The following is a 23427-nucleotide window of genomic DNA, read 5'->3' as shown; positions in this document are numbered from 1 at the left end:
TCATGCCGCCTCGGCCTTGCGGTTGAAGGTCTCGAGCAGGGCCTCGACCTCGCGGAAGCGGGCCTCCTCGTCGGCCATGTCGGCCTCGAAGCGCAGGGTGTCGGCGCCTTCCAGGCGATAGCGGGCCGGGTCGCGCTGGATCATTTCCACCAGGGTCAGCGGGTCGACCCGGGTGTGGCCGGCGAAGATCACCCGGCCACGCTCGGCTCCGGCCTCGAGGCGGGCGATGCCCAGCCGCTCGGCGCGCTGGCGCAGGCGGGTCTGGCGCAGCAGGGTCTTCACCGGCGCCGGCAGCAGGCCGAAGCGGTCGATCATCTCCACCTGCAGTTCCTTGAGCTCGGCCTCGCTGTCGGCGCTGGCGATGCGCTTGTACATCACCAGCCGCTGCTGGACGTCGTGCAGGTAGTCGTCGGGGATCAGCGCGGGCAGGTTGAGGCCGATCTCCACGCCCTCGTCCAGCGGCGCCTCGATGTTGGGCGTGCGTCCCTCGCGGATCGCCTTGACCGCCCGGTCGAGCATCTGCATGTAGAGGCTGTAGCCGACGGCCTCCATCTGGCCGCTCTGCTCGTCACCGAGCAGCTCGCCGGCGCCGCGGATCTCCATGTCGTGGCTGGCCAGGGTGAAGCCGGCGCCGAGGTCCTCGGCCTGGCCGATGGCCTCCAGGCGCTTGACCGCGTCGCGGGTCATGACCCGGGGCGGCGGGGCCAGCAGGTAGGCGTAGGCCTGGTGGTGGCTGCGGCCGACCCGGCCGCGCAGCTGGTGCAGCTGGGCCAGGCCGAACTTGTCGGCGCGCTCGATGATGATGGTGTTGGCGGTGGGCACGTCGATGCCGGTCTCGATGATGGTCGAGCACACCAGGACGTTGAAGCGCTTGTGATAGAAGTCGGACATCACCCGCTCCAGGGCGCGCTCGGGCAGCTGGCCGTGGGCCACCGCCACCCGGGCCTCGGGCACCAGCTCGCGCACCGTCTCGGCGGCGGTCTCGATGGTCTTGACCTCGTTGTGCAGCAGGTAGACCTGGCCGCCGCGCAGGATCTCGCGCAGGATCGCCTCCTTGATCACCGCCTCGTCGCGCTGCTGGACGAAGGTCTTCACCGACAGCCGCCGCGCCGGCGGCGTGGCGATGATCGACAGATCGCGGATGCCGTTCATCGCCATGTTCAGGGTCCGCGGGATCGGCGTGGCGGTGAGCGTGAGGATGTCGACCTCGGCGCGCAGGCTCTTCAGGCGCTCCTTCTGGGCGACGCCGAAGCGGTGCTCCTCGTCGATGATCAGAAGGCCCATGTTGGGGAAGCGCATCGACTTGGACAGCAGCTTGTGGGTGCCGATGACGATGTCCGCCTGGCCCTCCTCGATGCGCGTCTTGGCCGCCGCCTGGCCCTGGCCGCCGGTGAAGCGCGAGACCAGTTCGATGTTCACCGCGGTGTCGGCGAAGCGGTCGCGGAAGTTCTCGTAGTGCTGGCGGGCCAGCAGGGTGGTGGGCACCAGCACCACCACCTGGCGGCCGGAGTGCACGGCCAGGAAGGCGGCGCGCATCGCCACCTCGGTCTTGCCGAAGCCGACATCGCCGCAGACCACCCGATCCATGGGGCGAGGGGCGGTCATGTCGCCCACCACGGCGGCGATGGCGGCGCGCTGGTCGGGGGTCTCCTCGAACGGGAAGCTGGCCGCGAAGCGGCCGTACTCGGCATCCGGCACCTCGCAGGCGAAGCCTTCCTTGGCCTCGCGCCGGGCATAGACGTCGAGCAGCTCGGCGGCGGTGTCGCGGATCTTCTCGGCCGCCTTGCGCTTGGCCTTCTCCCACTGCTCGGAGCCCAGCTTGTGCAGCGGGGCCAGGTCGTCGTCGGCGCCGGCGTAGCGCGAGATCAGGTGCAGGCTGTCCACCGGCACGTAGAGCCGGGCGCCGTCGGCATATTCCAGGGCCACGAACTCGGCGGCCTGGCCGCCGGCCTCGAGGGTCTCCAGGCCGCGGTAGCGGCCCACGCCATGGGCCTGGTGGACCACTGGAGCGCCGGGCCGGAGCTCGGCCAGGTGGCGGATCGCCAGCTCGCCGTCGTCGGTGGCCTTCTCCCGGCGCCGGCTCTGGCGCACCACCTCGCCGAACAACTCGGTCTCGCTGATCACCGCCAGGTCGGGGGCCTCCAGCCACAGGCCGGCGTCGATCGCCCCCTCGGCGATGCCCGTGCGCGCCTCGCCGGCGAGGAAGGCGTCGAAGTCGTCGACATGCGGCAGGGCCAGGCCCAGCGGCGCCAGGGTCTCCTCCAGGGCCTCGCGACGCCCCCGGGATTCGGCCACGAACAGCACCCGGGTCGCGTCGTGCTCGGCCAGGAAGCCCTCGAGCGCGGCCAGCGGGCGCTTGGCGCGGGCGTTGACGGGGACCGGCGGCGCCGGCCGGGCCGACGGTGCCAGGGCATGGCGATGCTCGGCGTCGTCGGTGAGCTCGACCCGGGGGTGGCGCTTGATGGCGCCGAACACCTCGGCCACCGGCACGAAGGCGCGATGCGGCGGCAGCAGCGGGCGGCTCGGGTCGACGCCGAGGTTCTCGAAGCGGCTCTCGATGGCCGTCCAGTGGTGCTCGGCGGCCTCCCGCACGCCGGGCAGCAGGGCCACCCGGGTGCCCTCGGCCAGGTGCTCGAAGAGCGTCGCCGTCTCCTCGAAGAACAGCGGCAGGTACTGCTCGAGGCCGGGGGAGGGGATGCCCTTCAGGGCGTCGACGTAGAGCGGGCACTGGCGCGGGTCGACGTCGAACAGCGTCTCGAAGCCCTCGCGGAAGCAGGCGATGGCGCCCCGCGACAGCGAGTACTCGTGGGCCGGCAACAGCTCGACCCGCTCGACCCTGTCGGCGCTGCGCTGGGTGTCCGGGTCGAAGTGGCGCAGGCTGTCGACCTCGTCGTCGAACAGATCGATGCGCAGCGGCGACTCGCTGCCCATGGGGAAGAGATCGATCAGCGCGCCGCGCAGGGCGTACTCGCCGGGCTCGAAGACGGTCTCCACGGCCCGGTAGCCGGCCCGGGACAGGCGCTCGCGGAAGCCTTCCCGGTCCAGCGTCATGCCCACCTCGAGGGTCATCACCCGGCCGGCGATGTAGTCCACCGGAGCCAGGCGCTGCATCAGGGTGTTGATCGGCACCAGCACGATGCCCCGCTCGCCGTCCTGCAGGCGGCGCAGCGTCCGCAGCCGGGCGGAGACGATGTCCTGGTGGGGCGAGAAGCTGTCGTAGGGCAGCGTCTCCCAGTCGGGGAAGGGCATGATCGGCTGGGACGAGAAGAACGCCAGGTCGCCCTCCAGGCGCTGGGCGGCGGCGGTGTCGGCGGTGATCACCAGCAGCGGCGCGTCCTCGGCCAGCCGGGCCAGGGACAGGGCGGTGGCGCTGCCGGGGGGCGTCTGCCAGTAGAGGGTGTCGCGCAGCCCCTTGGGGCGCGGCGGATCGAGAGGCGAGAAGGTCGGCATGGCGTCGCGTGCGTTCCTCGAATGGGTGACTGGGGGCATCATACCAGCCCGTCCCTCGCGTGTAGTGAGCGGCGAATTCCTGTAAATCCCCTACACCGGCTGCGACCATCCCGCGATTGCCCTGGCGCGCCGGGGGCCGGATAATACCGCCGAAATCTCAACCCCACAGTGAGGCCCCTCGTGAGTCAGCAAGCCCTCGATACCGTCTTCCAGGATTGGCACGACAACCAGGCGATCGCCGAGCAGATGATCCCGCTGATCGGCAGCCTCTACCGCCACAACAACGTCGTGACCACCCTGTACGGCCGGTCGCTGTTCAATCGCAGCGTGATCCGGATCCTCAAGGACCACCGCTTCGTGCGCAAGGTCGAGGGCACCGAGCTGTCCGTCAAGGACACCTTTCCGCTGGTCAAGGCCATGACCGAGCTCAACCTGGGGCCGGCCCACGTGGACGTGGGCAAGCTGGGCGTGGCCTACAAGAAGCAGGGCGGCGGCGATGCCGTGGCCTTCCTGCGCAAGGAACTGGCCGAGATCGTCGACGCCCACGACCCGGAGGCCGGCAACGGCGAGCCCAAGGACGTGGTGCTCTACGGCTTCGGCCGCATCGGCCGCATCCTGGCCCGGGTGCTGGTCGAGAAGGCCGGCGGCGGCAACCTGCTGCGCCTCAAGGCCATCGTGGTGCGCGGCCGCGGCGACATCGCCAAGGACCTGGAGAAGCGCGCCAGCCTGCTGCGCCGCGACAGCGTCCACGGCCCCTTCGAGGGCACCATCAGCGTGGATCCCGAGGCGCGCACCCTGACCGCCAACGGCAACGTCATCCGGGTGATCTACGCCGACTCCCCGGCCGAGATCGACTACACCGAGTACGGCATCGACAACGCCGTGGTGGTCGACAACACCGGCATCTGGCGCGACGAGGACGGTCTGGGCCAGCACCTGGCCTGCAAGGGCGTGGCCAAGGCCCTGCTGACCGCGCCGGGCAAGGGCGATCTCAAGAACATCGTCTACGGCATCAACCACCAGGACATCGATGCCGAGGATCGCATCATCTCCGCGGCGTCCTGCACCACCAACGCCATCGTACCCACGCTCAAGGTGCTCAACGACGAGTACGGCATCGCCCACGGCCACGTCGAGACGGTGCACTCCTACACCAACGACCAGAACCTCATCGACAACTACCACAAGGGCGATCGTCGCGGCCGCAGCGCGCCGCTCAACATGGTGCTGACCGAGACCGGCGCCGCCAAGGCGGTGGCCAAGGCGCTGCCGGAGCTGGGCGGCAAGCTGACCGGCAACGCCATCCGCGTGCCGACCCCCAACGTCTCCATGGCGATCCTCAACCTGACCCTGGAGCGCGAGACCGACGTCGCGTCGCTCAACGACTACCTGCGACGGATGTCCATCGACTCCGAGTACCAGAAGCAGATCGACTACGTGGACTCGCCCGAGGTGGTCTCCACCGACTTCGTCGGCAACCGTCATGCCGGCATCGTCGACGCCCAGGCGACCATCGCCAACGGCAAGCACGCCGTGCTCTACGTCTGGTACGACAACGAGTTCGGCTACAGCTGCCAGGTGATCCGCATCCTGCAGCACATCTCCAACGTCGACTTCCTCAAGCTGCCCCGCGCCCAGGGCTGAGCCCCTCCGCCCCCGGCCCGGCCGGGGGCGCCCCCTTCTTGCCTGCTTCCTTCCCTAAGTCGCCTTCCTTCAACGGTTTTTACACCCGCCGCGACAATCCGACACTTGCCCGTGGCGCGCCCTTGCGACCTAAGGGCAGGTGGTCATCGTACCGGCTTCTCTTTATAATACCGGGGATTTTTTCGGGGTGGTTCGAGTTCGCCTCGGGCCCGACTGGTAACATTCTGACAAGCAAAAGAATCCGAATCCATTCGCACCCCTTTCCTTCATCTATCCGATCCATCAACTGGGCGAGACTATGATCGAAGTCAAGAAAGGCCTGGATCTCCCCATCGCGGGAGCCCCGGAGCAGCGCATCGAGGATGCGCGCCCGGTGCGCCACGTGGCCGTCCTGGGTACCGACTACATCGGCATGAAGCCGACCATGGCGGTCCAGGAAGGGGACAGGGTCAAGCTGGGCCAGCTGCTCTTCACCGACAAGAAGATCGACGGCGTGCGCTTCACGGCGCCGGCGGCCGGTGAAGTCGTGGCCATCCATCGCGGCGAGAAGCGCAGGCTGCTGTCGGTGGTGATCAAGGTCGACGAGACCGAGGACGCGGTGACCTTCACCGCCCATGACCGTGACAGCCTCGGCGGCCTGGAGCGCCAGGCGGTGGTCGACCAGCTGGTCGAGTCGGGCCTGTGGACGGCGCTGCGCACCCGTCCCTATTCGCGCACCCCGGCCATCGACGGCACGCCGGAGAACATCTTCGTCACCGCCATCGACACCCATCCGCTGGCCGCCGACCCGGCCAAGGTCATCAACGAGCAGACCCAGGCGTTCGAGGACGGCCTCAAGGTGCTGACCCGCCTCACCGAGGGCAAGGTCTTCCTGTGCACCGGGCCGGACAACAGCGTGCCGGGCGGCAACATCGACGGCGTCCAGGCCCAGACCTTCGCCGGCCCGCACCCCGCCGGCCTGGTCGGCACCCATATCCATCACCTCTCGCCCGTGAACCTGCACAAGCGCGTCTGGCACATCGGCTACCAGGACGTGATCGCCTTCGGCAAGCTGTTCACCGAAGGGCGGATCGACGTCGGCCGGGTGGTGGCGCTGGGCGGTCCCCGCGCCGAGGCGCCGCGCCTGCTGCGCACCCGCCAGGGCGCCAGCACCGAGGAACTGCTGGCCGGGGAAGTCATCGAACCCGAGGACACCCGGGTGATCTCCGGGTCGGTGTTCTCCGGCGTGACCGCCGAGGGCAGCCTGCGCTACCTGGGACGCTTCCACAACCAGGTCAGCCTGCTCGAGGAGGGCAACAAGCGCACCTTCATGGGCTGGATGTCACCGGGCAGCAACCGTCACTCGGTGCTGGGCATCTACCTCTCCAAGATCAAGGGCCTGCGCAACTACGCGCCGACCACCTCCACCAACGGTTCCGAGCGGGCCATGGTGCCGGTGGGCGTCTACGAGGAGGTGATGCCGCTGGATATCCTGCCCACCCAGCTGCTGCGCTCGCTGATCGTCGGCGACATCGAGACCGCGATGCAGCTCGGCTGTCTGGAGCTGGACGAGGAGGACCTGGCGCTGTGCACCTACGTGTGCCCCGGCAAGTACGAATACGGTCCCATCCTGCGTGACAACCTCACCATGATCGAGAAAGAGGCCTGATGATGGGTATCCGACAGACACTCGACAATCTCGAGCCGCACTTCCACAAGGGCGGCAAGTACGAGAAGTTCTACCCGCTGTACGAGGCGGTGGACACCATCTTCTACACGCCGCCGAGCGTCGCCAAGACCACCGCCCACGTGCGTGACGGCATCGACCTCAAGCGCATCATGATCACGGTCTGGCTGTGCACCTTCCCGGCCATGTTCTTCGGCATGTGGAACGCCGGCTGGCAGGCCAACCTGGCCATCGCCGACGGCTTCGGTGCCCTGGGCGGCTGGCGCGAGGCCATCGTCATGACCCTGGCGGGCAGCCACGACCCGGGCAGCGTCTGGGCCAACTTCGTGCTCGGCGCCACCTACTTCCTGCCCATCTACCTGGTGACCTTCGCCGTGGGTGGCTTCTGGGAGGTGCTGTTCGCCGTCAAGCGCGGCCACGAGGTCAACGAGGGCTTCTTCGTCACCTCCGTGCTCTACGCCCTGATCCTGCCGGCGACCATCCCGCTGTGGCAGGTGGCGCTGGGCATCACCTTCGGCGTGGTGATCGGCAAGGAGATCTTCGGCGGCACCGGCAAGAACTTCCTCAACCCGGCCCTGACCGGCCGCGCCTTCCTGTACTTCGCCTATCCGGCGCAGATCTCCGGCGACGCGGTCTGGGTCGCCGCCGATGGCTACACCGGCGCCACCGCGCTGTCCACCGCCTTCCAGAGCGGCATGGGCGCGCTGGCCGACCAGTTCAGCTGGTGGGACGCCTTCCTCGGCTTCATCCCCGGCTCCGTGGGCGAGACCTCGACCCTGGCCATCCTGATCGGCGCCGCGGTGCTGCTGTGGACCAAGATCGCCTCCTGGCGGATCATGCTCGGGGTCTTCCTCGGCATGGTGGCGACCAGCTTCCTGTTCAACCTGATCGGTTCCGACACCAACCCGATGTTCGCCATGCCCTGGTACTGGCATCTGGTGGTGGGCGGCTTCGCCTTCGGCATGGTATTCATGGCCACCGACCCGGTGTCCGCCTCCATGACCAACCCGGGCCGGCTGATCTTCGGCATCCTGATCGGTGTCATGACCGTGCTGATCCGCGTGGTCAACCCGGCGTTCCCGGAAGGCATCATGCTGGCGATCCTGTTCGCCAACCTGTTCGCCCCGCTGATCGATCACTTCTTTGTTCAGGCCAACATCAAGCGCCGGATGCAGCGTACCGGTGACGTGGCCGAGGAGACTGCCTGATGGCACAGAGCAACAACTCCATCAAGAAGATCCTGACGGTGGCGTTCGCACTTTGCATCGTGTGTTCGGTCATCGTGTCCACCGCCGCGGTGGGCCTGCGCTCCAAGCAGCAGCTCAACCAGGAGCTGGATCGCAAGTCGAACATCCTCGACGTGGCCGGCCTCTACGAGCCCGGCGTCGACATCGAGGAGGCCTTCCAGCAGGTCACCCCGCGGGTCGTCGACCTGCGCACCGGCGAGTACACCGACCGGTTCGACCCGGCGAGCTACAACAGCTTCCAGGCCGCCAAGGATCCGGCCCAGTCGCGGACCCTGTCGGGCGAGAAGGACATCGCCGGCCTGTCGCGCCAGGAGAACTTCAGCACCGTCTACCTGGTGGGCGACCCGGACGACCCCGAGCAGGTGATCCTGCCGATCCGCGGCCAGGGGCTGTGGGGCCTGATGCGCGGCTACCTGGCGGTGCAGGGCGACGGCAACACCATCGAGGGCATCACCTTCTACTCCCACTCCGAGACCCCGGGGCTCGGCGGCGAGGTCGACAATCCGCGCTGGAAGGCCCAGTGGGAGGGCAAGGAGATCTATGCCGACGCCGACAGCGCCGAGCCGGCCATCGCCCTGGTCAAGGGCGGCGCCAGCGAAGAGACCGAGGTCGACGCCCTCTCCGGCGCCTCGCTGACCAGCAAGGGGGTCACCAACCTCCTGCAGTTCTGGCTCAGCCCCCAGGGCTTCGGCGAGTACCTCGCCCGGTTCCGCAGCGGCATCGACCCGGAGGCGGCCCAGCGCGCCTCCGCCGACAGCGACCAGACTGAAGGAGCCTGATGATGTCAGCACCGACTCCCAAGGGCGTCCTGACGACGCCGATCTTCAAGAACAACCCCATCGCGCTGCAGATCCTCGGCATCTGCTCCGCGCTGGCGGTGACCAGCAGCATGAGCGTGTCGCTGGTGATGACCCTGGCGGTGATCTTCGTCACGGCCTTCTCCAACCTCTTCGTGTCGCTGATCCGGCATCACATCCCGTCCTCCATCCGCATCATCGTGCAGATGACCATCATCGCCTCGCTGGTGATCGTGGTGGACCAGATCCTCAAGGCCTACGCCTACGAGATGTCCAAGCAGCTGTCGGTCTTCGTCGGCCTGATCATCACCAACTGCATCGTGATGGGCCGCGCCGAGGGCTTCGCCATGACCAACAGCCCGGGCCTGTCCTTCCTGGACGGCGTGGGCAACGGCCTGGGCTACGGCTTCATCCTGATGACCGTCGGCTTCGTGCGCGAGCTGCTGGGCTCCGGCTCGGTGTTCGGCTTCACCGTGCTCGAGACCGTGCAGAACGGCGGCTGGTACGTGCCCAACGGCCTGCTGCTGCTGCCGCCGTCGGCGTTCTTCATCATCGGCCTGATCATCTGGGTGCTGCGCGCCGTCAACCCGGAGCAGGTCGAGGAGACCGAGTTCAAGATGAAGGAAAACACCCAGCCGAAGGAGGCCGTGTAACATGGAACACTATCTGAGCCTGTTCGTCGCCTCGGTCTTCGTCGAGAACATGGCCCTGGCCTTCTTCCTGGGCATGTGCACCTTCCTGGCGGTGTCTAAGAAGGTTTCCTCGGCGTTCGGCCTGGGCGTCGCCGTCATCGTGGTGCTGACCATCACCGTGCCGGTGAACAACCTGATCCTGGAATACCTGCTCGCCGAGGGCGCGCTGACCTGGACCGGGATTCCCGGCGCCGAGAACATCGACCTGTCGTTCCTCGGCTACCTGAGCTACATCGGCGTGATCGCCGCCATCGTGCAGATCCTGGAGATGTTCCTGGACAAGTACGTGCCGGCGCTCTACAACGCCCTGGGCGTGTTCCTGCCGCTGATCACGGTGAACTGCGCGATCCTCGGCGCGACCCTGTTCATGGCCGAGCGCAACTACAACTTCGGCGAGTCCGTGGTCTATGGCTTCGGCGCCGGCTTCGGCTGGGCGCTGGCCATCACCGCCCTGGCCGGGATCCGCGAGAAGCTCAAGTACAGCGACGTGCCCGCCTCCCTGCAGGGCCTCGGCATCACCTTCATCACGGTGGGCCTGATGTCGCTGGGCTTCATGTCCTTCTCCGGCATCCAGCTCTGAGTCGTGTGCTGCCGGCGGCGCGAGGCGCCGCCGGTGACCAGGCAACGCAAGCAATAGGAAACCGACATGGTTGATACATCAGTCATCTTGCTCGGTGTGGTCATGTTCACCGTGATCATCATCGGTCTGACGGCGGTGATCCTGGCCGCCCGCAGCAAGCTCGTCAGCACCGGGGACGTGACCATCGAGATCAACGACGATCCCGATCACACCCTGACCACCCAGGCCGGCGGCAAGCTGCTCAACACCCTGGCCGCCAACGGCATCTTCCTGTCCTCCGCCTGCGGCGGCGGCGGCTCCTGCGCCCAGTGCAAGTGCCGCGTGGAGGAGGGTGGCGGCGCCATCCTGCCCACCGAGGAGTCCCACTTCACCCTGCGCGAGAAGAAGGAAGGCTGGCGCCTGTCCTGCCAGGTGCCGGTGAAGCAGGACATGAAGATCGAGGTGCCCGAGGAGGTCTTCGGCGTCAAGAAGTGGGAATGCGAGGTCATCGAGAACCCCAACGTCGCCACCTTCATCAAGGAGCTCAACCTGCGCCTGCCCGAGGGCGAGGACGTGGCCTTCCGTGCCGGCGGCTACGTGCAGCTGGTGGCCCCGCCCTACGACATCAAGTTCTCCGACTTCGACATCGAGGAGGAGTACCGGGGCGACTGGGAGAAGTTCGGCCTGTTCGACATCTCCCACAAGAGCAACGAGGAAGTCATCCGGGCCTACTCCATGGCCAACTACCCGGAAGAGAAGGGCATCCTCAAGTTCAACATCCGCATCGCCACGCCGCCGCCCAACACCAACCATCCGCCGGGCCTGATGTCCACCTACGTCTTCGCCCTGAAGCCGGGTGACAAGGTCACGGTGATGGGGCCCTTCGGCGAGTTCTTCGCCAAGGACACCGATGCCGAGATGGTCTTCGTCGGCGGCGGCGCCGGCATGGCGCCGATGCGCAGCCACATCTTCGACCAGCTCAAGCGCCTGGACTCCAAGCGCAAGATCTCCTTCTGGTACGGCGCGCGCTCCTGGCGCGAGACCTTCTACAACGAGGAGTACGACCAGCTGGCCGAGGAGCACGACAACTTCGAGTGGCACCTGGCGCTGTCCGACCCGCAGCCGGAGGACAACTGGGAGGGGCCGACTGGCTTCATCCACAACGTGCTCTACGACATGTACCTCAAGGACCATCCGGCCCCGGAGGACTGCGAGTACTACATGTGCGGGCCGCCCATGATGAACGCCTCGGTCATCAAGATGCTGCTGGATCTCGGCGTCGAGCCCGAGAACATCATGCTCGACGACTTCGGCGGCTGATCGTCCGTCTGGCGACTTCAGGGCCGGCCCATCGGGCCGGCCCTGATCGGTTCCGCCGCCCGGCATGCCGATTCGGCGAGTCGGCATCCCAGGCGACGGCTCCTCCCGGGATCACCAGGCCATCGGCGTGGTCCCAAGGGCGACCCCCTCTCACCGATACCCACGGAGCATCCTATGAGCACCTTCCTGGTGGTACTGGCCTTCATGCTGATCATCGTCGCGGCCATGGCGGTCGGCGTCATCCTCGGCCGCAAGCCCATCGAGGGCTCCTGCGGCGGCCTCAACAAGCTGGGCCTCAAGCAGGGCTGCGAGGTCTGCGGCGGCAAGGACGAGGTCTGCGAGGAGGAAAACCGCAAGCGGGGCGGCGAGCGCCGGCGCAGCGACGAGAGCCGCGGCGCGGACCTGGGCTACGACGCGACCCGTCGCTGACGCGAGGTTCGAGGTGGTAGGAGCGCAGCTTGCTGCGCGATGGAAGACGCCCCACCCCAGAGGCAAGGGACGAGGTTGTAGGAGCGCTCTTTAGGCGTGTACCGGCCGGTTGTCCTGAGGCTGGGCCCAAGGAAGTGGGAGCGCAGCTTGCTGCGTGATGAGAGGCGTTGAGCCTGAGGGCTCGCCCCTCGCCCCTCGCCCCTCGAACCTCGAACCTCGAACCTCGAACCTCGAACCTCGAACCTCGAACCTCGAACCTAGCCCCCATGGCAGACAGGGAGAATGATGCCCCATGGCAGTCCATGACTACGACGTGGTGGTGATCGGGACCGGGCCGGCCGGCGAGAGCGCGGCCATCAATGCCGCCAAGCACGGCCGGCGGGTCGCGGTGGTGGAGAAGCAGCTTCAGGTGGGCGGCAACTGCACCCACTGGGGCACCATCCCCTCCAAGGCGCTGCGCCACCAGGTGAAGCAGATCCTGTCGTTCAACACCAACCGCATGTTCCGCGACATCGGCGAGCCGCGCTGGTTCTCCTTCCCCCGCGTCATGGAGCGCTCCCGGGTCACCATCGACCAGCAGGTGGCGATGCGCACCAACTTCTATGCCCGCAACCGCATCGACCTGTTCCGGGGCGTGGCCCGCTTCTGCGACGCCCACACCCTGACGGTGCGCGGCGAGGAGGGCACCGACGAGCTGGTCGCCGAGCGGATCGTCATCGCCACCGGCTCGCGGCCCTATCGGCCCGCCGATATCGACTTCCGGCATCCGCGGATCTATTGCTCGGACACTATCCTCAGCCTCAACCACACGCCGCGCACCCTGATCATCTTCGGGGCCGGGGTGATCGGCTGCGAGTATGCCTCGATCTTCTCCGGGCTGGGCGTCAAGGTCGACCTGATCAACAGCCGCGACCGGCTGCTGTCCTTCCTCGACGACGAGATCAGCGACGCCCTGTCCTATCACCTGCGCAAGCACGGCGTGCTGATCCGTCACACCGAGGAATACGAGCGGGTCGAGGGCGACGATGCCGGGGTGACCGTGCACCTGAAGTCGGGCAAGCGGCTGCGCGCCGACGCCTTCCTGTGGGCCAACGGGCGCACCGGCAACACCGACGAACTGGGCCTCGAGGCCATCGGCCTGACCGCCAACGGCCGTGGCCAGCTGGCGGTCGACGAGCACTATCGCACCTCGCTGCTGCACATCTACGCCGCCGGCGACGTGATCGGCTGGCCCAGCCTGGCCAGCGCCGCCTACGATCAGGGCTTGAATGCCTGCGACGAGCTGCTGGATCGCGAGTTCCGCTACGTCACCGACGTGCCCACGGGGATCTACACCATTCCCGAGATCAGCTCCTTCGGACGCACCGAGCGGGAGCTGACCGAGGCGCGGGTGCCCTACGAGGTGGCCCAGGCGTTCTTCAAGGACACCGCCCGGGCCCAGATCACCGGGGACACCGTGGGCATGCTCAAGATCCTCTTCGACCAGGACACCCTGGAGATCTACGGCATCCACTGCTTCGGCGACCAGGCCTCGGAGATCGTGCACATCGGCCAGGCGATCATGCAGCAGGAAGGCGCGGCCAATACCCTCGAGTACTTCGTCAGCACCACCTTCAATTACCCCACCATGGCCGAGGCCTACCGGGTGGCGGCCCAGAACGGCCTGAACCGCCTCTTCTAGTCCCCGGGATCGAGGCAGGGCGGCGAGGCCGGCTCCCGATCCGCGGCGTCCTCCGCCTCCAGCGCGGCGAGCAGCGCCTCGCGCAGGATCGGCAGATGCGAGGCCTCGAGGTCGCGGGCCGCGGAGAGCAGGGTCAGGCGACCCTGCCGAGCCTGGCGCATCAGCGGCAGCAGCCGGTCCGGGGCGTCGCGCAGCTCGCCCCGATAGCGGGCGGCGAACACCGCCGCGCTGATCTCGCCCTGGTGATACTGCCGGCGCAGGGCCGGCGAGGGCGAGGCATCCCGGTACCAGTCGGTCAGCGCCAGGGATTCGCGGCGCTTGCCGCGGGGCCAGAGCCGATCCACCAGCACCCGGGCGCCGTCCCCGGGGTCGATGGCCTGGTAGATCCGCTTGAGGACGATCTCGTGGCTCATGCGTCGGTTTCCTCGTCGAGGGCCCGGCGCGCGCGCGGCTGCCAGGGGCCCGGCAGGGCGGCGGCCCGTTTCAGGGCGCGTCGGGCGGCGGCGTTGTCGCCGGCCTGGCGGGCGAGCAGGCCCAGGTTCAGCCACGCCGGGGCCAGCTCGGCATCGGCCTCGGTGGCGGCGCGGAAGGCCGCCCGGGCGCCGGCGAGATCGCCCACCGCATGCCGGGCATTGCCGAGGGCGAAGCGGGCCATGGCGTGCTCGGGGTGCCGCGCGACCAGGGCCCGCCAGGCGGGCAGGGCGGCGCGCGGGCCGCGGGCGGTCTCGAAGTCGGCGATCGCCTGGAGCATCGTCTCGGCCCCGGCGCTGGCCGGCAGGCGTCCCGGGGGCAGGGCGACGAACGCCCAGCGGCTGCTGCGCGCCCAGGTGGCGTCGAAGCGAGCGGCGTCGACCTCGCGGCGCGGGGTCATGCCGGTGTGCAGGGTCAGGGTCTCGGCCGCGCGGTCATAGCCGATGGCCACCGCGTAGTGCCATACCGGCCAGGCGGGCAGGGCGAGGTTCTGCATCACCACCGCGGGGTGGCCGGCGGCCAGCTCGGCGAGCAGCGCCCCGTAGCGCTCGGGCAGGCGAAAGGGGATCAGGCCGTGGCGCCGCACCGTGGCCAGCATCTCGGGCTGGACGCTGCCCTCCCGGCCGGGCAGGAAGACCTGGGGAATGAGCGCGTCGACCCTGGCCCCGCGACCGGCGGCCTGGAGGACCATGGCCAGGGAGGCCGGGCCGCACTGGTAGTCGCGCTGGCCGTGGAAGGGCACGTCGGCGAGCTGGACGCGGGGGGGCAGCTGGCGGCGCAGCTCGGGAGCCAACGTCGGCGTCGAGGCGCAACCGGCCAGCGTCAACAGCAGGACCATCAACGCGGAAACGCCCGCGTAGCGGGCGTTTCCGGGCTGCCGAAGCAGGGCGATCATGCGCGGGCCTTCGCTCAGCGGGTGAAGGGGTAGACGTCGGTGAGGCCGAGGATGTCGGTCACCAGCAGGATCACGAAGACGGCGAACAGGGCGCCGACCACGCTGGCCCCGGCGGGGAGCTGGTCCAGTCGCTCGGCCATCTGGCGCGCCTCGGCATCGGACAGCGCGGCCACGCGCTCCTCGACCTCGGCCGGAGCCACGCCCTGCAGCAGCAGCTGTCGCTGGACGTCCTCGCGGGCCAGGATCTCGCGGATCTTGGCGCGATCGTCATGGCCGGCCTGGGCGCCGAGGGCCTCGCCGGTGCTCACCAGGTCGGTGGTGGCGGGCTGGGCGCCGGCCATCGCCGGCAGGCCGCCGACGACCAGGGCGGCGATCAAAAGCGGGCTGAGGAGTCGGGTGAGTCGCTTCATCATGTCGGGATTCCTTGTGTCGCGGGATGGTCCGGCTCGTGTCCGCTGCCCATGGGCGTCCCTGCGCCATGATCGGCGGGCGATGTGCGGACAGTATAGAGGAAATCCGCCCGGCGTTTCACGACGCCTCGTTGATTTCCAAGCGGTTGCGGCCGCCTTGCTTGGCGCGATAGAGGCCGGCGTCGGCGAGGGCGTAGAGCCGCTCCATGTCGTGCGCCCCGGCGCGGGTGGCGGACAGGCCAAGGCTGGCGGTCAGCACATGGCCGTCGGCGGGGGGCGGGAGGTCCAGCGCGGCGGTGGCGCGGCGCAGTCGTTCGCCGAGCCGGCGGGCCGCCGGCAGCCCGCTGTCCGGCAGCAGCACGGCGAACTCCTCGCCGCCGAGCCGGGCGACCAGGTCGGGGCCGCGGATCAGGGAGCGCAGCATCTCGGCGAAGGCCTGGAGGGCGGCATCGCCGGCCGGGTGGCCGAAACGGTCGTTGACGGCCTTGAAGTGGTCGAGATCGATCAGCAGCAGGGCCAGCTCCCCGCCGTCGCGCCGGTGGCGGGCCAGGTGGTGGCGGGCCAGGTCCCAGAGGCGGCGCCGGTTGGCCAGGCCGGTGAGCGGGTCGGTCACCGAGAGCTCGCTCAGCCGGCGCCACTGGCGGTGGAGGCGCGCGAGGGCCAGCATCAGGGCGCCGGCGACCATCAGCACGAGGCCGATCAGGGTGCCGACCGCGATGCTCAGGCGCTTCATCAGCCGCTGCTGGGCCGCCGCGGCCCGGTGGACCCGGTCCAGCAGACTGCTGTAGGCCCAGGCCAGGTCCGCCTCCAGGGCCTGGCCGATCGCCTCGAGCTGGGCGTCGGGGGGCGTCAGGGACGCCTCCAGGGTGGCCAGGCGGTCCTCGGTGCGCCGTAGCGCATCGAGCACGTCCACCTGGCCGGCCTCGGCCAGCTCGGTGCGGGCCAGCACCCGGCGAATGGCGTCCATGCGTTCGGGCATCAGCCACAGCAGCGTTTCCACCCGTTCGCGGTGCCGGGCATCGCCGGGCTCCCGGGCCAGGTCTTCCAGCGCCAGGCGCAGGTCGGCGGTCTCCGCCTGGGCGCGCACGATGTCGCCGGTCAGCGCCGGATAGTCGGCGCCCAGGTGACGGCCGGCCTCGCTCATGTAGGTCCAGGCCGCCAGCACGCATACCGCAAAGAGGGTGGCGAAGCCGAGCGTCAGGCCCAGGCGCAGTCGGAAGCCCGGGCTGCGGATCACGGCGCCTGGATCTCGCGGATGGCCCAGATCCAGTGGCTCATCGGGGCCTCGCCCTCGAGCACCGCCTCGGCATCCGCCGGGACGATCAGCATCAAGGGCCCCAGGTCCTCGGGGGCGATGGGCGCGCCGTCCAGCCGGGTGGCCAGCAGGTAGGCGCGTTCCTCGCGCTGCTCGGGGGTCAGGAAGATGGTGTAGCCGTCCCGGGCGATGAAGCGCAGGCGCTGCGCCTCGTCGAGCCGCTGGTCGGCGAGGAAGTCATCGAGCCAGACGCCGTCGAAGGTCCCCTCGGGGCCCTCGTAGTGGCGCAGGGTCGCGCGAGCTGGCTCGCTGCGCTCGATCTCGTCGAGGGTCAGCTCGCGGCTGTCGGCACCCTGCCGGATCTCCAGGATAGGCTCGGCGGCCGCCGCCAGCGCCGGGGCGAGGGGCAGCAGGGCGGCGATGGCGAGGGGGAGGCGAGGCAGTGACATCATGTAACTCCTGAACAAGATGTCGCTCATGATGGCAAGAACGCTCGCCGGAGGCCATGGGCCGCCGCTCACGGCCCACCCACGCGGTTTATCCGATCCGGTAGGAGGCGGGCAGCTCGGCCAGGGGGCCGCGGCCGCCGGCCAGCGTCAGCGCCAGGTCGTGCAGGCCGTCCCACAGCGGCAGGGGGCTGGCGCCCTTGATGGCCAGGTCGAGGCGCTGGGCGAACAGCAGCAGCTTGTGCAGGCGTTTCATGGGCAGGCGCCTGAGCGCCTGCTGGTAGGCGGGACGCCGCTTGTCGAAGATCGGCGGCTTCTGGGCCTTGCAGGCATGCTCCAGGCTCTGGCCCTGGTCCAGGTGCTGGTGCAGCGACAGCAGCAGGCGCAGTTCCCGGGTCAACGCCCAGAGCACGATCGGCGGCTCGACGCCCTCGCCGCGCAGGCCGGCCATGATGCGCGCGACCCGCACGCGCTCGCCCTTGAGGCAGGCATCCATCAGCGTGAAGACATCGAAGCGGGCGCTGTCCTCGACCCCGCCGGCGACCTGCTGGGGGGAAATCCGCGCGCCGGGCGGCGAGAGCAGCGCGAGCTTCTGCAGCTCCTGGTCGGCGGCCAGCAGGTTGCCCTCGGTACGCTCGCCGAGCAGCCGGGCGGCGTCCAGGTCCAGGGTCAGGCCGTGATGGCCGGCGCGATCGCGCAGCCAGAAGTGCAGCCGCGAGGCGTCCACCGGCCACACCGGCACGAACAGCCCGGCCTTGTCGAGCGCCTTGAACCAGGCGCTCTTCTGCTCGCGGAAGTCGAGCTTGCCGGCGGCGATCAGCAGCACGTTGTCGCCGCCGGCCATGGTCTCGGCATACTCGCGCAGCGCCTTGGCGCCTTCCTGGCCGGGCTTGCCGCTGCCCAGGCGCAGCTCGATGAGCTTGCGGGAGGCGAACAGCGACAGGCTGGCGGCGGCCTCGGTCAGCCGGCCCCAGGCGAAGTTGGCCTCGACGTGGAGCACCTCGCGCTCCTCTATCCCCGCCTGGCGCGCCGCGGCGCGCACGGCGTCGCAGGCCTCCATGTGCTGCAGGGGTTCGTCGCCGGCCACGATCACCACCGGCGGCAGCGACTTGGTCAGGGCGCCCTCGAGCTTGTCGGGGAAGACCTTCACGACGGCTCCAGGGCGCGCAGGCGATCCATCAGCCGGCGCACGGCCTCCCGGCGCAGCGCCTGGCGCGCCGCCTCGCGGCGCTCGTCGCCGGCCAGCAGGTCGTCCCCGCTGAACGTGAAGCGTTCGCTGACCGTGAGCGTCTGGCGGGGCAGCCGGTAGGCGCCGTCGGCCCGGCGCTGCACCGAGAAGGGCAGGCGCAGGGTCAGCTCGCGCTCCTGGCTGCCGGCGTCCAGCACCGACAGGCGCCGCTCCTCGACGCGCTCGGCGCCCAGGTTGAGCACCAGGGGCGCATCGTCGCGGACCGCCACGCCGGCCGTCTCCAGGCGACGGATCGCCAGCCGCGAGAAGGCATCGTCGGCGCCGGCGACGGCCAGGGCCTCGAGCCCCAGCGCCGGCCGGTTGAGGCCGCGCAGCCGGAAGCCGCAGCCGCCGAGGGTGAGGCCGGCGGCGCCGGCCAGGGTGAGGCGCAGGAAGTCACGCCGTTGCATCTTGGCTCTCCTTGGCCGGGGCCGGCTCAGCCGACCACGATGTTGACCAGCTTGCCCGGCACCACGATGATCTTGCGCACCGTCTTGCCTTCCACATGTCGCCGGACGTTCTCGGCGGCCATGGCCTGGGCCTCGATGGCCGCCTTGTCGGCATCGGCCGGCACGTCCAGGCGGGCACGCAGCTTGCCGTTGACCTGCACCACCATCTCGATGGCGTCGCGGGCCAGGGCGGACTCGTCCACGGCGGGCCAGGCGGCGTCGATGGCCGGCTCCGCGTGGCCCAGCTCGGCCCACAGGGCGTGGCAGGCGTGGGGCGTGATCGGCGCCAGCAGCAGCACGCAGGCCTCCACGGCCTCCCGGGCCACCGCCAGGCCCCGCGGCGAGGCGTCGTCGAACTTGCCGAGGGCGTTGGCCAGCTCCATCACCGCGGCGATGGCGGTGTTGAAGGTGGTGCGCCGGCCGATGTCGTCGGTGGCCTTCTGGATGGTCTCGTGGGTCTTGCGGCGCAGCTCGCGCTGGGGCTCACTCAGGGCCGCGACGTCCAGGTCGCCGGGCGCGCCGGCGGCCAGGTGATCGGCCACCAGCCGCCACAGGCGCTTGAGGAAGCGATGCGCGCCCTCGACCCCGGAGTCGGACCACTCCAGGGATTGCTCCGGAGGCGCGGCGAACATCATGAACAGGCGCACGGTGTCGGCGCCGAAGCGGTCGATCATCGCCTGGGGATCGACGCCGTTGTTCTTGGACTTGGACATCTTCTCGATGCCGCCCATCTCCACCGGTGCGCCGTCGGTGGTCAGCACGGCGCTGACCGGACGGCCCTTGTCGTCGCGGCGCACCTCGACGTCGGCGGGGTTGAACCAGTCCTTGCCGCCGTTCTCGGCGGGGCGGTAGAAGGTCTCGGCGATCACCATGCCCTGGGTCAGCAGGCGCTGGAAGGGCTCGTCGGAGTCGACCAGGCCGAAGTCGCGCATCAGCTTGTGGAAGAAGCGCGCGTAGAGCAGGTGCAGGATGGCGTGCTCGATGCCGCCGATGTAGAGGTCGACCGGCAGCCAGTAGTCGGCGCGCTCGTCGAGCATGGCCTCCGGGTTGTCGGCGCAGCAGAAGCGCGCGTAGTACCAGGAGGATTCCATGAAGGTGTCGAAGGTGTCGGTCTCGCGGATCCAGCCGTCGCCCAGCTCGGAGAACTCGGGCATCTTCTTGAGCGGCGAGCCGGAGGCGTCGACGGTGACCTCCAGCGGCAGTTCCACCGGCAGCTCGTCGTCGGTGAGCGGCACGGTCTGGCCCTCGGGGCCGTACTTGACGGGAATCGGCGCGCCCCAGTAGCGCTGGCGGGCCACGCCCCAGTCGCGCAGGCGGAAGTTGGTCTTGACCTCGCCGTGGCCCTGCTCGGCGAGCCGGGCGGCGATGGCGTCGAAGGCGGCCTCGAAATCGAGGCCGTCGAACTCGCCGGAGTTGATCAGCACGCCATGCTCGTCATGGGCGCCCTCGCTGAGGTCCGGGGCCTGGCCGCCCTCGTCGGCGATCACCGGCTCGATGGGCAGGCCGTACTTGGTGGCGAACTCCCAGTCGCGCTGGTCGTGGGCGGGGACCGCCATCACCGCGCCGGTGCCGAATTCCATGAGCACGAAGTTGGCCACGTACACCGGCACGCGGCGCCCGGTGAGCGGGTGCACGGCCTGGTAGCCGGTGGCCATGCCCTTCTTTTCCTTGGTGGCGAGCTCGGCCTCGGAGGTGCCGCCGTGGGCGCACTCCTCGAGGAAGGCGGCCATCTCGGGGTTGCCCTCGGCGGCGGCCTGGGCCAGCGGGTGGCCGGCGGCCACGGCCAGGTAGGTCACGCCCATCAGGGTGTCCGGGCGGGTGGTGTAGACCCGCAGCGGCTCGAGGGCGTTGTCTTTATGGTCGGCGACGTCGAAGGCCAGTTCCACGCCCCGGGACTTGCCGATCCAGTTGCGCTGCATGGTCTTGACCTGCTCGGGCCAGTCGACCTTGTCGAGATCCGCCAGCAGCTCCTCGGCGTAGTCGGTGATCTTGAGGAACCACAGCGGGATCTCCTTGCGCTCCACCGGGGCGCCGGAGCGCCAGCCGCAGCCGTCGATCACCTGCTCGTTGGCCAGCACCGTCTGGTCCACCGGGTCCCAGTTGACCGTGGACATCTTCTTGTAGACCAGGCCCTTCTCGACGAGCTTGGTGAAGAACCACTGCTCCCAGCGGTAGTAGTCGCTGTCGCAGGTGGCGAACTCGCGGTCCCAGTCGTAGGCGAAGCCCAGCGACTTGAGCTGGTCGCGCATGGTGGCGATGTTCTGGCGGGTCCACTCGGCCGGCGGCACCTGGTGCTTGATGGCGGCGTTCTCGGCCGGCATGCCGAAGGCGTCCCAGCCCATGGGCTGCAGCACGTTCCTGCCCTGCATGCGCTGGTAGCGGGTGACCACGTCGCCGATGGTGTAGTTGCGCACATGCCCCATGTGCAGCTTGCCGCTGGGGTAGGGGAACATCGACAGGCAGTAGAACTTCTCGCGGCCGGCGTCCTCCACCGCCTTGAAGCACTGGTTCTTCTCCCAGAATTGCTGGGCGTCGCGTTCGATCTCTTGGGGCTGGTATTGTGCGTCCATCGCTGTCTTCGGGTACCTTGCTAGTCGAGAGCAGCGCCCGGGGCGCTGCGCATGTCAGCGGGCCTTGTCCGGCGCCGGGATCGCCCTCACGGAGAGAGGCATCCCGTTGATTCGCCGACGGCATGTCGTCTAAATGGAAGAACCTATGGGGCGCAAGGATACCCCAGCACGGCGGGTGCCGGCTATGGTGCCGGTCGTCGGGGTAGCCCCGGACACGAGGAGACCAGCATGAGCGAGCACAAGGATCCGCAGCACCAGGACCACCGGCTCAAGGCGGCCTACGAGCGGGTGCTGTCCCGCCTCAAGGAGGGCGTCGGCGAGCTGAACCGGGACACCCTGCAACAGGAGCTCGACGAGGCGGTCGAGTTCGAGGCCGAGGTCGAGGAGTTCACCCGTGACGAGCTGTCGCTGCTGCGCGCCTGGGTCGAGCGCGACCTCAAGGAGATGCGCCGCTACCTGGGCGCCGGCGGCGAGGGCGTGGCCAGCTGGCTGGGCATCGACCTGTCGATGCTGTCACGCAAGGTGGTGGAGTCGCTGCTGTCCATCGCCGACCGCAGCCGGGTCGAGCGCGAGCGCCTCGAGGACGACCTGGAGGCGTCCCGAGCCGACTACACCGCCGGCGAGATGGCCGCCCCCGGTCGCATGGCCTGCACCCACTGCGACGCCATCGTCGAGCTGGAGGGCGTGACCCGCATCGAGCCCTGCCACGGCTGCGGGCATCGCTACTTCGTGCGCGCGCCCCTGGACTGACGCATATCGTGCGGGGCGCGCTCGGGCGTCGGCCCGACATGGTGGCGGCGGCAAGCGGCCCGGGCGAGGGGATCACGCGGCCAGCCGCCAGATGACCGCCGTCGCCAGGGCGGCCATCGCCAGGGCGTAGCGCAGGTTCTCGCGCATCATCCGGCTGCCGGCCACCCCGTAGCGCCCCTGCAGCGAGAGGTTGATCCCCGACAGCGGCCCCACGCTGGTGCCCACCGCCCAGGCCGCCAGCGCGGTGAAGGCGAACAGGGTCTGTTCGGCGGCGGCCAGGTCGAGCACCGAGGCCAGCACCGAGACGCCGATGATCGGGTGCAGTCCGGCCACGGCGCTGGCGACGATGGCCAGGAAGCTGCCCACCGCCTGCGCGGCGCCGAAGGCGTCGAACAGCGTCCAGCCGCCCCGGGTGGCGGCGTTGGCCAGGGTCGAGAGCCCCTCGGTCAACAGCCCGGCGCACAGGAACAGGGCGATCTCGCCGCGCATGGCGGGCAGGCGGGTCAGGGTGTGGCGATGCAGGCGCCCCAGGGTCCAGCGGGGGCCCCGGGTCAGGTTGGCGACCAGCGCCGCGGCCGGCATCAGGAAGGTGATGATGCCGACGATCGACAGCTCCGGCGTCAGCCCGAAGTGGAAGCCCATCACCAGCACGGCCATGATCACCGGCAGCAGCAGGCTGCGCGGCGACATGGAGAAACCGGCGGTGTCGGACAGGTCGAAGCGCCGGGGCAGCTCCAGCAGGGTGATCAGGCCCGCGCACAGCGCCAGCGGCAGGCCGTGGGCCAGCACGGTGGCGTAGTCCATCGCCGGCGCCAGGGTGACGACGATGCCCATGGAGGCGAAGAACGGCGACCACAGGGCGGCGCTGGACAGCCCCCGGTTGAGGGCCAGCAGCTGGGGCGTGGTCAGGGGGGCGCGGCGTGCCAGGCGATCGCCGACCATGAACACCGTCGACAGGTTGAGGATGGTGCCCAGCAGGTGCACGCCCAGCCAGGTGCCGGCGAGCCCCCGGCGGCCGGTCACCGCCTGGCCCGGCGGCCGGGGCCGGCCGCGCAGGTTGCCCACCAGCCCGATGAAGCTCACCCCCACCAGCATGGCCACCACCATGCCGTTGCCCTCGAGCACCGCCGTCCAGTCGATGCGTGCCCCGTAGGCCAGGCGCGCCACCAGCAGCAGCCCCAGTCCCAGCCCCGCCAGCAACCCGGCCTGGCGGCGGTTGCGCCGGGGCAGGTCGCGCCACAGCAGCAGGGTGCCCAGCCACAGGGCCGGGCCGGTCAGCGCCGCGGCGCCGGGCAGCAGCGCGAGGCCGGCGATCCGCGACAGCAGGCCGACGAGGATGGCCAGCCCGGCCAGGGCGTGGCGGGGGCTGACCTCGGGCGAGGTTGCCTCGGAGGGCGAGGGCGACGACATGGCGGTACCGGATGGCGAAAAGGCTTGCATGCTAAGCAAGATGCCCGCCCGCCTCAAG

Annotated in this window: 20 protein-coding genes; 10 read left to right on the top strand and 10 right to left on the bottom strand. The window is 69.6% G+C overall.

What is annotated here, in order from left to right; all coding sequences use genetic code 11:
* The gene (gene mfd / locus QC818_RS09640; protein WP_309652642.1) at positions 1-3450 is read right to left on the bottom strand and encodes a transcription-repair coupling factor; all 3450 of its coding nucleotides are present in this window, start codon (positions 3448-3450) and stop codon (positions 1-3) included.
* 180 nt (positions 3451-3630) lie between these two features.
* On the opposite strand from mfd, the gene QC818_RS09635 reads away from it, so the two are divergent.
* From QC818_RS09635 to sthA, 9 genes are all read left to right on the top strand, one after another.
* Positions 3631-5094 (top strand): glyceraldehyde-3-phosphate dehydrogenase, encoded by a 1464-nt coding sequence (locus QC818_RS09635; protein ID WP_309652641.1) that lies wholly within the window; start codon positions 3631-3633, stop codon positions 5092-5094.
* Positions 5095-5392: 298 nt separating this feature from the next.
* Positions 5393-6742: a Na(+)-translocating NADH-quinone reductase subunit A gene (locus QC818_RS09630; RefSeq protein WP_309652640.1), complete on the top strand. Its 1350-nt coding sequence runs from the start codon at positions 5393-5395 to the stop codon at positions 6740-6742.
* On the top strand, positions 6742-7968 hold the full coding sequence (locus tag QC818_RS09625) for an NADH:ubiquinone reductase (Na(+)-transporting) subunit B (protein WP_309652639.1): 1227 nt from the start codon (positions 6742-6744) through the stop codon (positions 7966-7968). The genes QC818_RS09630 and QC818_RS09625 overlap by 1 nt, the downstream gene beginning before the upstream one ends.
* Positions 7968-8786 (top strand): Na(+)-translocating NADH-quinone reductase subunit C, encoded by an 819-nt coding sequence (locus QC818_RS09620; RefSeq protein ID WP_309652638.1) that lies wholly within the window; start codon positions 7968-7970, stop codon positions 8784-8786. The genes QC818_RS09625 and QC818_RS09620 overlap by 1 nt, the downstream gene beginning before the upstream one ends.
* A 2-nt stretch (positions 8787-8788) precedes the next feature.
* A complete protein-coding gene (locus QC818_RS09615; protein ID WP_309652637.1) occupies positions 8789-9457 on the top strand; it encodes an NADH:ubiquinone reductase (Na(+)-transporting) subunit D in 669 nt (222 codons plus the stop codon).
* 1 nt (position 9458) lies between these two features.
* Positions 9459-10076 carry an NADH:ubiquinone reductase (Na(+)-transporting) subunit E gene (gene nqrE, locus QC818_RS09610; RefSeq protein WP_309652636.1) on the top strand — a complete coding sequence of 206 codons (618 nt, stop codon included), beginning with the start codon at positions 9459-9461 and terminating at the stop codon, positions 10074-10076.
* Positions 10077-10142: 66 nt separating this feature from the next.
* On the top strand, positions 10143-11375 hold the full coding sequence (gene nqrF / locus QC818_RS09605) for an NADH:ubiquinone reductase (Na(+)-transporting) subunit F (RefSeq protein WP_309652635.1): 1233 nt from the start codon (positions 10143-10145) through the stop codon (positions 11373-11375).
* Between the two features lie 174 nt (positions 11376-11549).
* The gene (nqrM, locus tag QC818_RS09600; protein WP_309652634.1) at positions 11550-11804 is read left to right on the top strand and encodes a (Na+)-NQR maturation NqrM; all 255 of its coding nucleotides are present in this window, start codon (positions 11550-11552) and stop codon (positions 11802-11804) included.
* A gap of 292 nt (positions 11805-12096) precedes the next feature.
* Entirely contained in the window at positions 12097-13485 is a 1389-nt protein-coding gene (gene sthA, locus QC818_RS09595) for a Si-specific NAD(P)(+) transhydrogenase (RefSeq protein WP_309652633.1), read from the top strand.
* On the opposite strand, the gene QC818_RS09590 is transcribed toward sthA, so the two are convergent.
* The 8 genes from QC818_RS09590 to leuS form a co-directional block, all read right to left on the bottom strand.
* On the bottom strand, positions 13482-13898 hold the full coding sequence (locus QC818_RS09590) for a DUF488 domain-containing protein (RefSeq protein ID WP_309652632.1): 417 nt from the start codon (positions 13896-13898) through the stop codon (positions 13482-13484). The two genes, sthA and QC818_RS09590, sit on opposite strands and share 4 nt — an antisense overlap.
* Entirely contained in the window at positions 13895-14851 is a 957-nt protein-coding gene (locus QC818_RS09585; protein ID WP_309652631.1) for a PA2778 family cysteine peptidase, read from the bottom strand. The genes QC818_RS09590 and QC818_RS09585 overlap by 4 nt, the downstream gene beginning before the upstream one ends.
* Before the next feature lie 14 nt (positions 14852-14865).
* Positions 14866-15261: a PA2779 family protein gene (locus QC818_RS09580; protein WP_309652731.1), complete on the bottom strand. Its 396-nt coding sequence runs from the start codon at positions 15259-15261 to the stop codon at positions 14866-14868.
* Between the two features lie 118 nt (positions 15262-15379).
* The gene (locus QC818_RS09575; protein WP_309652630.1) at positions 15380-16498 is read right to left on the bottom strand and encodes a GGDEF domain-containing protein; all 1119 of its coding nucleotides are present in this window, start codon (positions 16496-16498) and stop codon (positions 15380-15382) included.
* Positions 16495-16965 carry a hypothetical protein gene (locus tag QC818_RS09570; RefSeq protein WP_309652629.1) on the bottom strand — a complete coding sequence of 157 codons (471 nt, stop codon included), beginning with the start codon at positions 16963-16965 and terminating at the stop codon, positions 16495-16497. Before QC818_RS09570 ends, QC818_RS09575 begins: the two co-directional genes overlap by 4 nt.
* An 88-nt stretch (positions 16966-17053) precedes the next feature.
* Positions 17054-18112, bottom strand: coding sequence for a DNA polymerase III subunit delta (holA, locus tag QC818_RS09565; protein ID WP_309652628.1), 1059 nt, complete (start codon positions 18110-18112; stop codon positions 17054-17056).
* The gene (locus QC818_RS09560) at positions 18109-18600 is read right to left on the bottom strand and encodes an LPS-assembly lipoprotein LptE (protein WP_309652627.1); all 492 of its coding nucleotides are present in this window, start codon (positions 18598-18600) and stop codon (positions 18109-18111) included. The genes holA and QC818_RS09560 overlap by 4 nt, the downstream gene beginning before the upstream one ends.
* A gap of 26 nt (positions 18601-18626) precedes the next feature.
* The gene (leuS, locus tag QC818_RS09555) at positions 18627-21209 is read right to left on the bottom strand and encodes a leucine--tRNA ligase (protein ID WP_309652626.1); all 2583 of its coding nucleotides are present in this window, start codon (positions 21207-21209) and stop codon (positions 18627-18629) included.
* Between the two features lie 228 nt (positions 21210-21437).
* Here leuS and QC818_RS09550 point away from each other — a divergent pair, with 228 nt between their 5' ends.
* Positions 21438-21959, top strand: a complete 522-nt coding sequence (locus QC818_RS09550) for a zinc ribbon-containing protein (protein ID WP_309652625.1) — start codon at positions 21438-21440, stop codon at positions 21957-21959.
* 72 nt (positions 21960-22031) lie between these two features.
* On the opposite strand, the gene QC818_RS09545 is transcribed toward QC818_RS09550, so the two are convergent.
* On the bottom strand, positions 22032-23369 hold the full coding sequence (locus tag QC818_RS09545) for a hypothetical protein (RefSeq protein ID WP_309652624.1): 1338 nt from the start codon (positions 23367-23369) through the stop codon (positions 22032-22034).
* Positions 23370-23427 lie beyond the last annotated feature (58 nt).

It is taken from the genome of Halomonas koreensis, from assembly GCF_031451675.1.
In the GTDB taxonomy this organism is placed as follows: Bacteria; Pseudomonadota; Gammaproteobacteria; order Pseudomonadales; family Halomonadaceae; genus Halomonas; species Halomonas koreensis.
The sequence above is the reverse complement of the archived record's forward strand: the minus strand, read 5'-3'. Positions and strand labels throughout refer to the sequence as shown.

Coding starts and splice junctions, on each gene's coding strand:
- QC818_RS09570 (WP_309652629.1), bottom strand. CDS start 16,965: ATGTCACTGCCTCGCCTCCCCCTCGCCATCGCCGCCCTGCTGCCCCTC.
- nqrM (WP_309652634.1), top strand. CDS start 11,550: ATGAGCACCTTCCTGGTGGTACTGGCCTTCATGCTGATCATCGTCGCG.
- QC818_RS09560 (WP_309652627.1), bottom strand. CDS start 18,600: ATGCAACGGCGTGACTTCCTGCGCCTCACCCTGGCCGGCGCCGCCGGC.
- QC818_RS09615 (WP_309652637.1), top strand. CDS start 8,789: ATGTCAGCACCGACTCCCAAGGGCGTCCTGACGACGCCGATCTTCAAG.
- QC818_RS09550 (WP_309652625.1), top strand. CDS start 21,438: ATGAGCGAGCACAAGGATCCGCAGCACCAGGACCACCGGCTCAAGGCG.
- nqrF (WP_309652635.1), top strand. CDS start 10,143: ATGGTTGATACATCAGTCATCTTGCTCGGTGTGGTCATGTTCACCGTG.
- leuS (WP_309652626.1), bottom strand. CDS start 21,209: ATGGACGCACAATACCAGCCCCAAGAGATCGAACGCGACGCCCAGCAA.
- QC818_RS09630 (WP_309652640.1), top strand. CDS start 5,393: ATGATCGAAGTCAAGAAAGGCCTGGATCTCCCCATCGCGGGAGCCCCG.
- QC818_RS09580 (WP_309652731.1), bottom strand. CDS start 15,261: ATGAAGCGACTCACCCGACTCCTCAGCCCGCTTTTGATCGCCGCCCTG.
- QC818_RS09625 (WP_309652639.1), top strand. CDS start 6,742: ATGATGGGTATCCGACAGACACTCGACAATCTCGAGCCGCACTTCCAC.
- QC818_RS09590 (WP_309652632.1), bottom strand. CDS start 13,898: ATGAGCCACGAGATCGTCCTCAAGCGGATCTACCAGGCCATCGACCCC.
- QC818_RS09620 (WP_309652638.1), top strand. CDS start 7,968: ATGGCACAGAGCAACAACTCCATCAAGAAGATCCTGACGGTGGCGTTC.
- nqrE (WP_309652636.1), top strand. CDS start 9,459: ATGGAACACTATCTGAGCCTGTTCGTCGCCTCGGTCTTCGTCGAGAAC.
- QC818_RS09545 (WP_309652624.1), bottom strand. CDS start 23,369: ATGTCGTCGCCCTCGCCCTCCGAGGCAACCTCGCCCGAGGTCAGCCCC.
- mfd (WP_309652642.1), bottom strand. CDS start 3,450: ATGCCGACCTTCTCGCCTCTCGATCCGCCGCGCCCCAAGGGGCTGCGC.
- sthA (WP_309652633.1), top strand. CDS start 12,097: ATGGCAGTCCATGACTACGACGTGGTGGTGATCGGGACCGGGCCGGCC.
- QC818_RS09585 (WP_309652631.1), bottom strand. CDS start 14,851: ATGATCGCCCTGCTTCGGCAGCCCGGAAACGCCCGCTACGCGGGCGTT.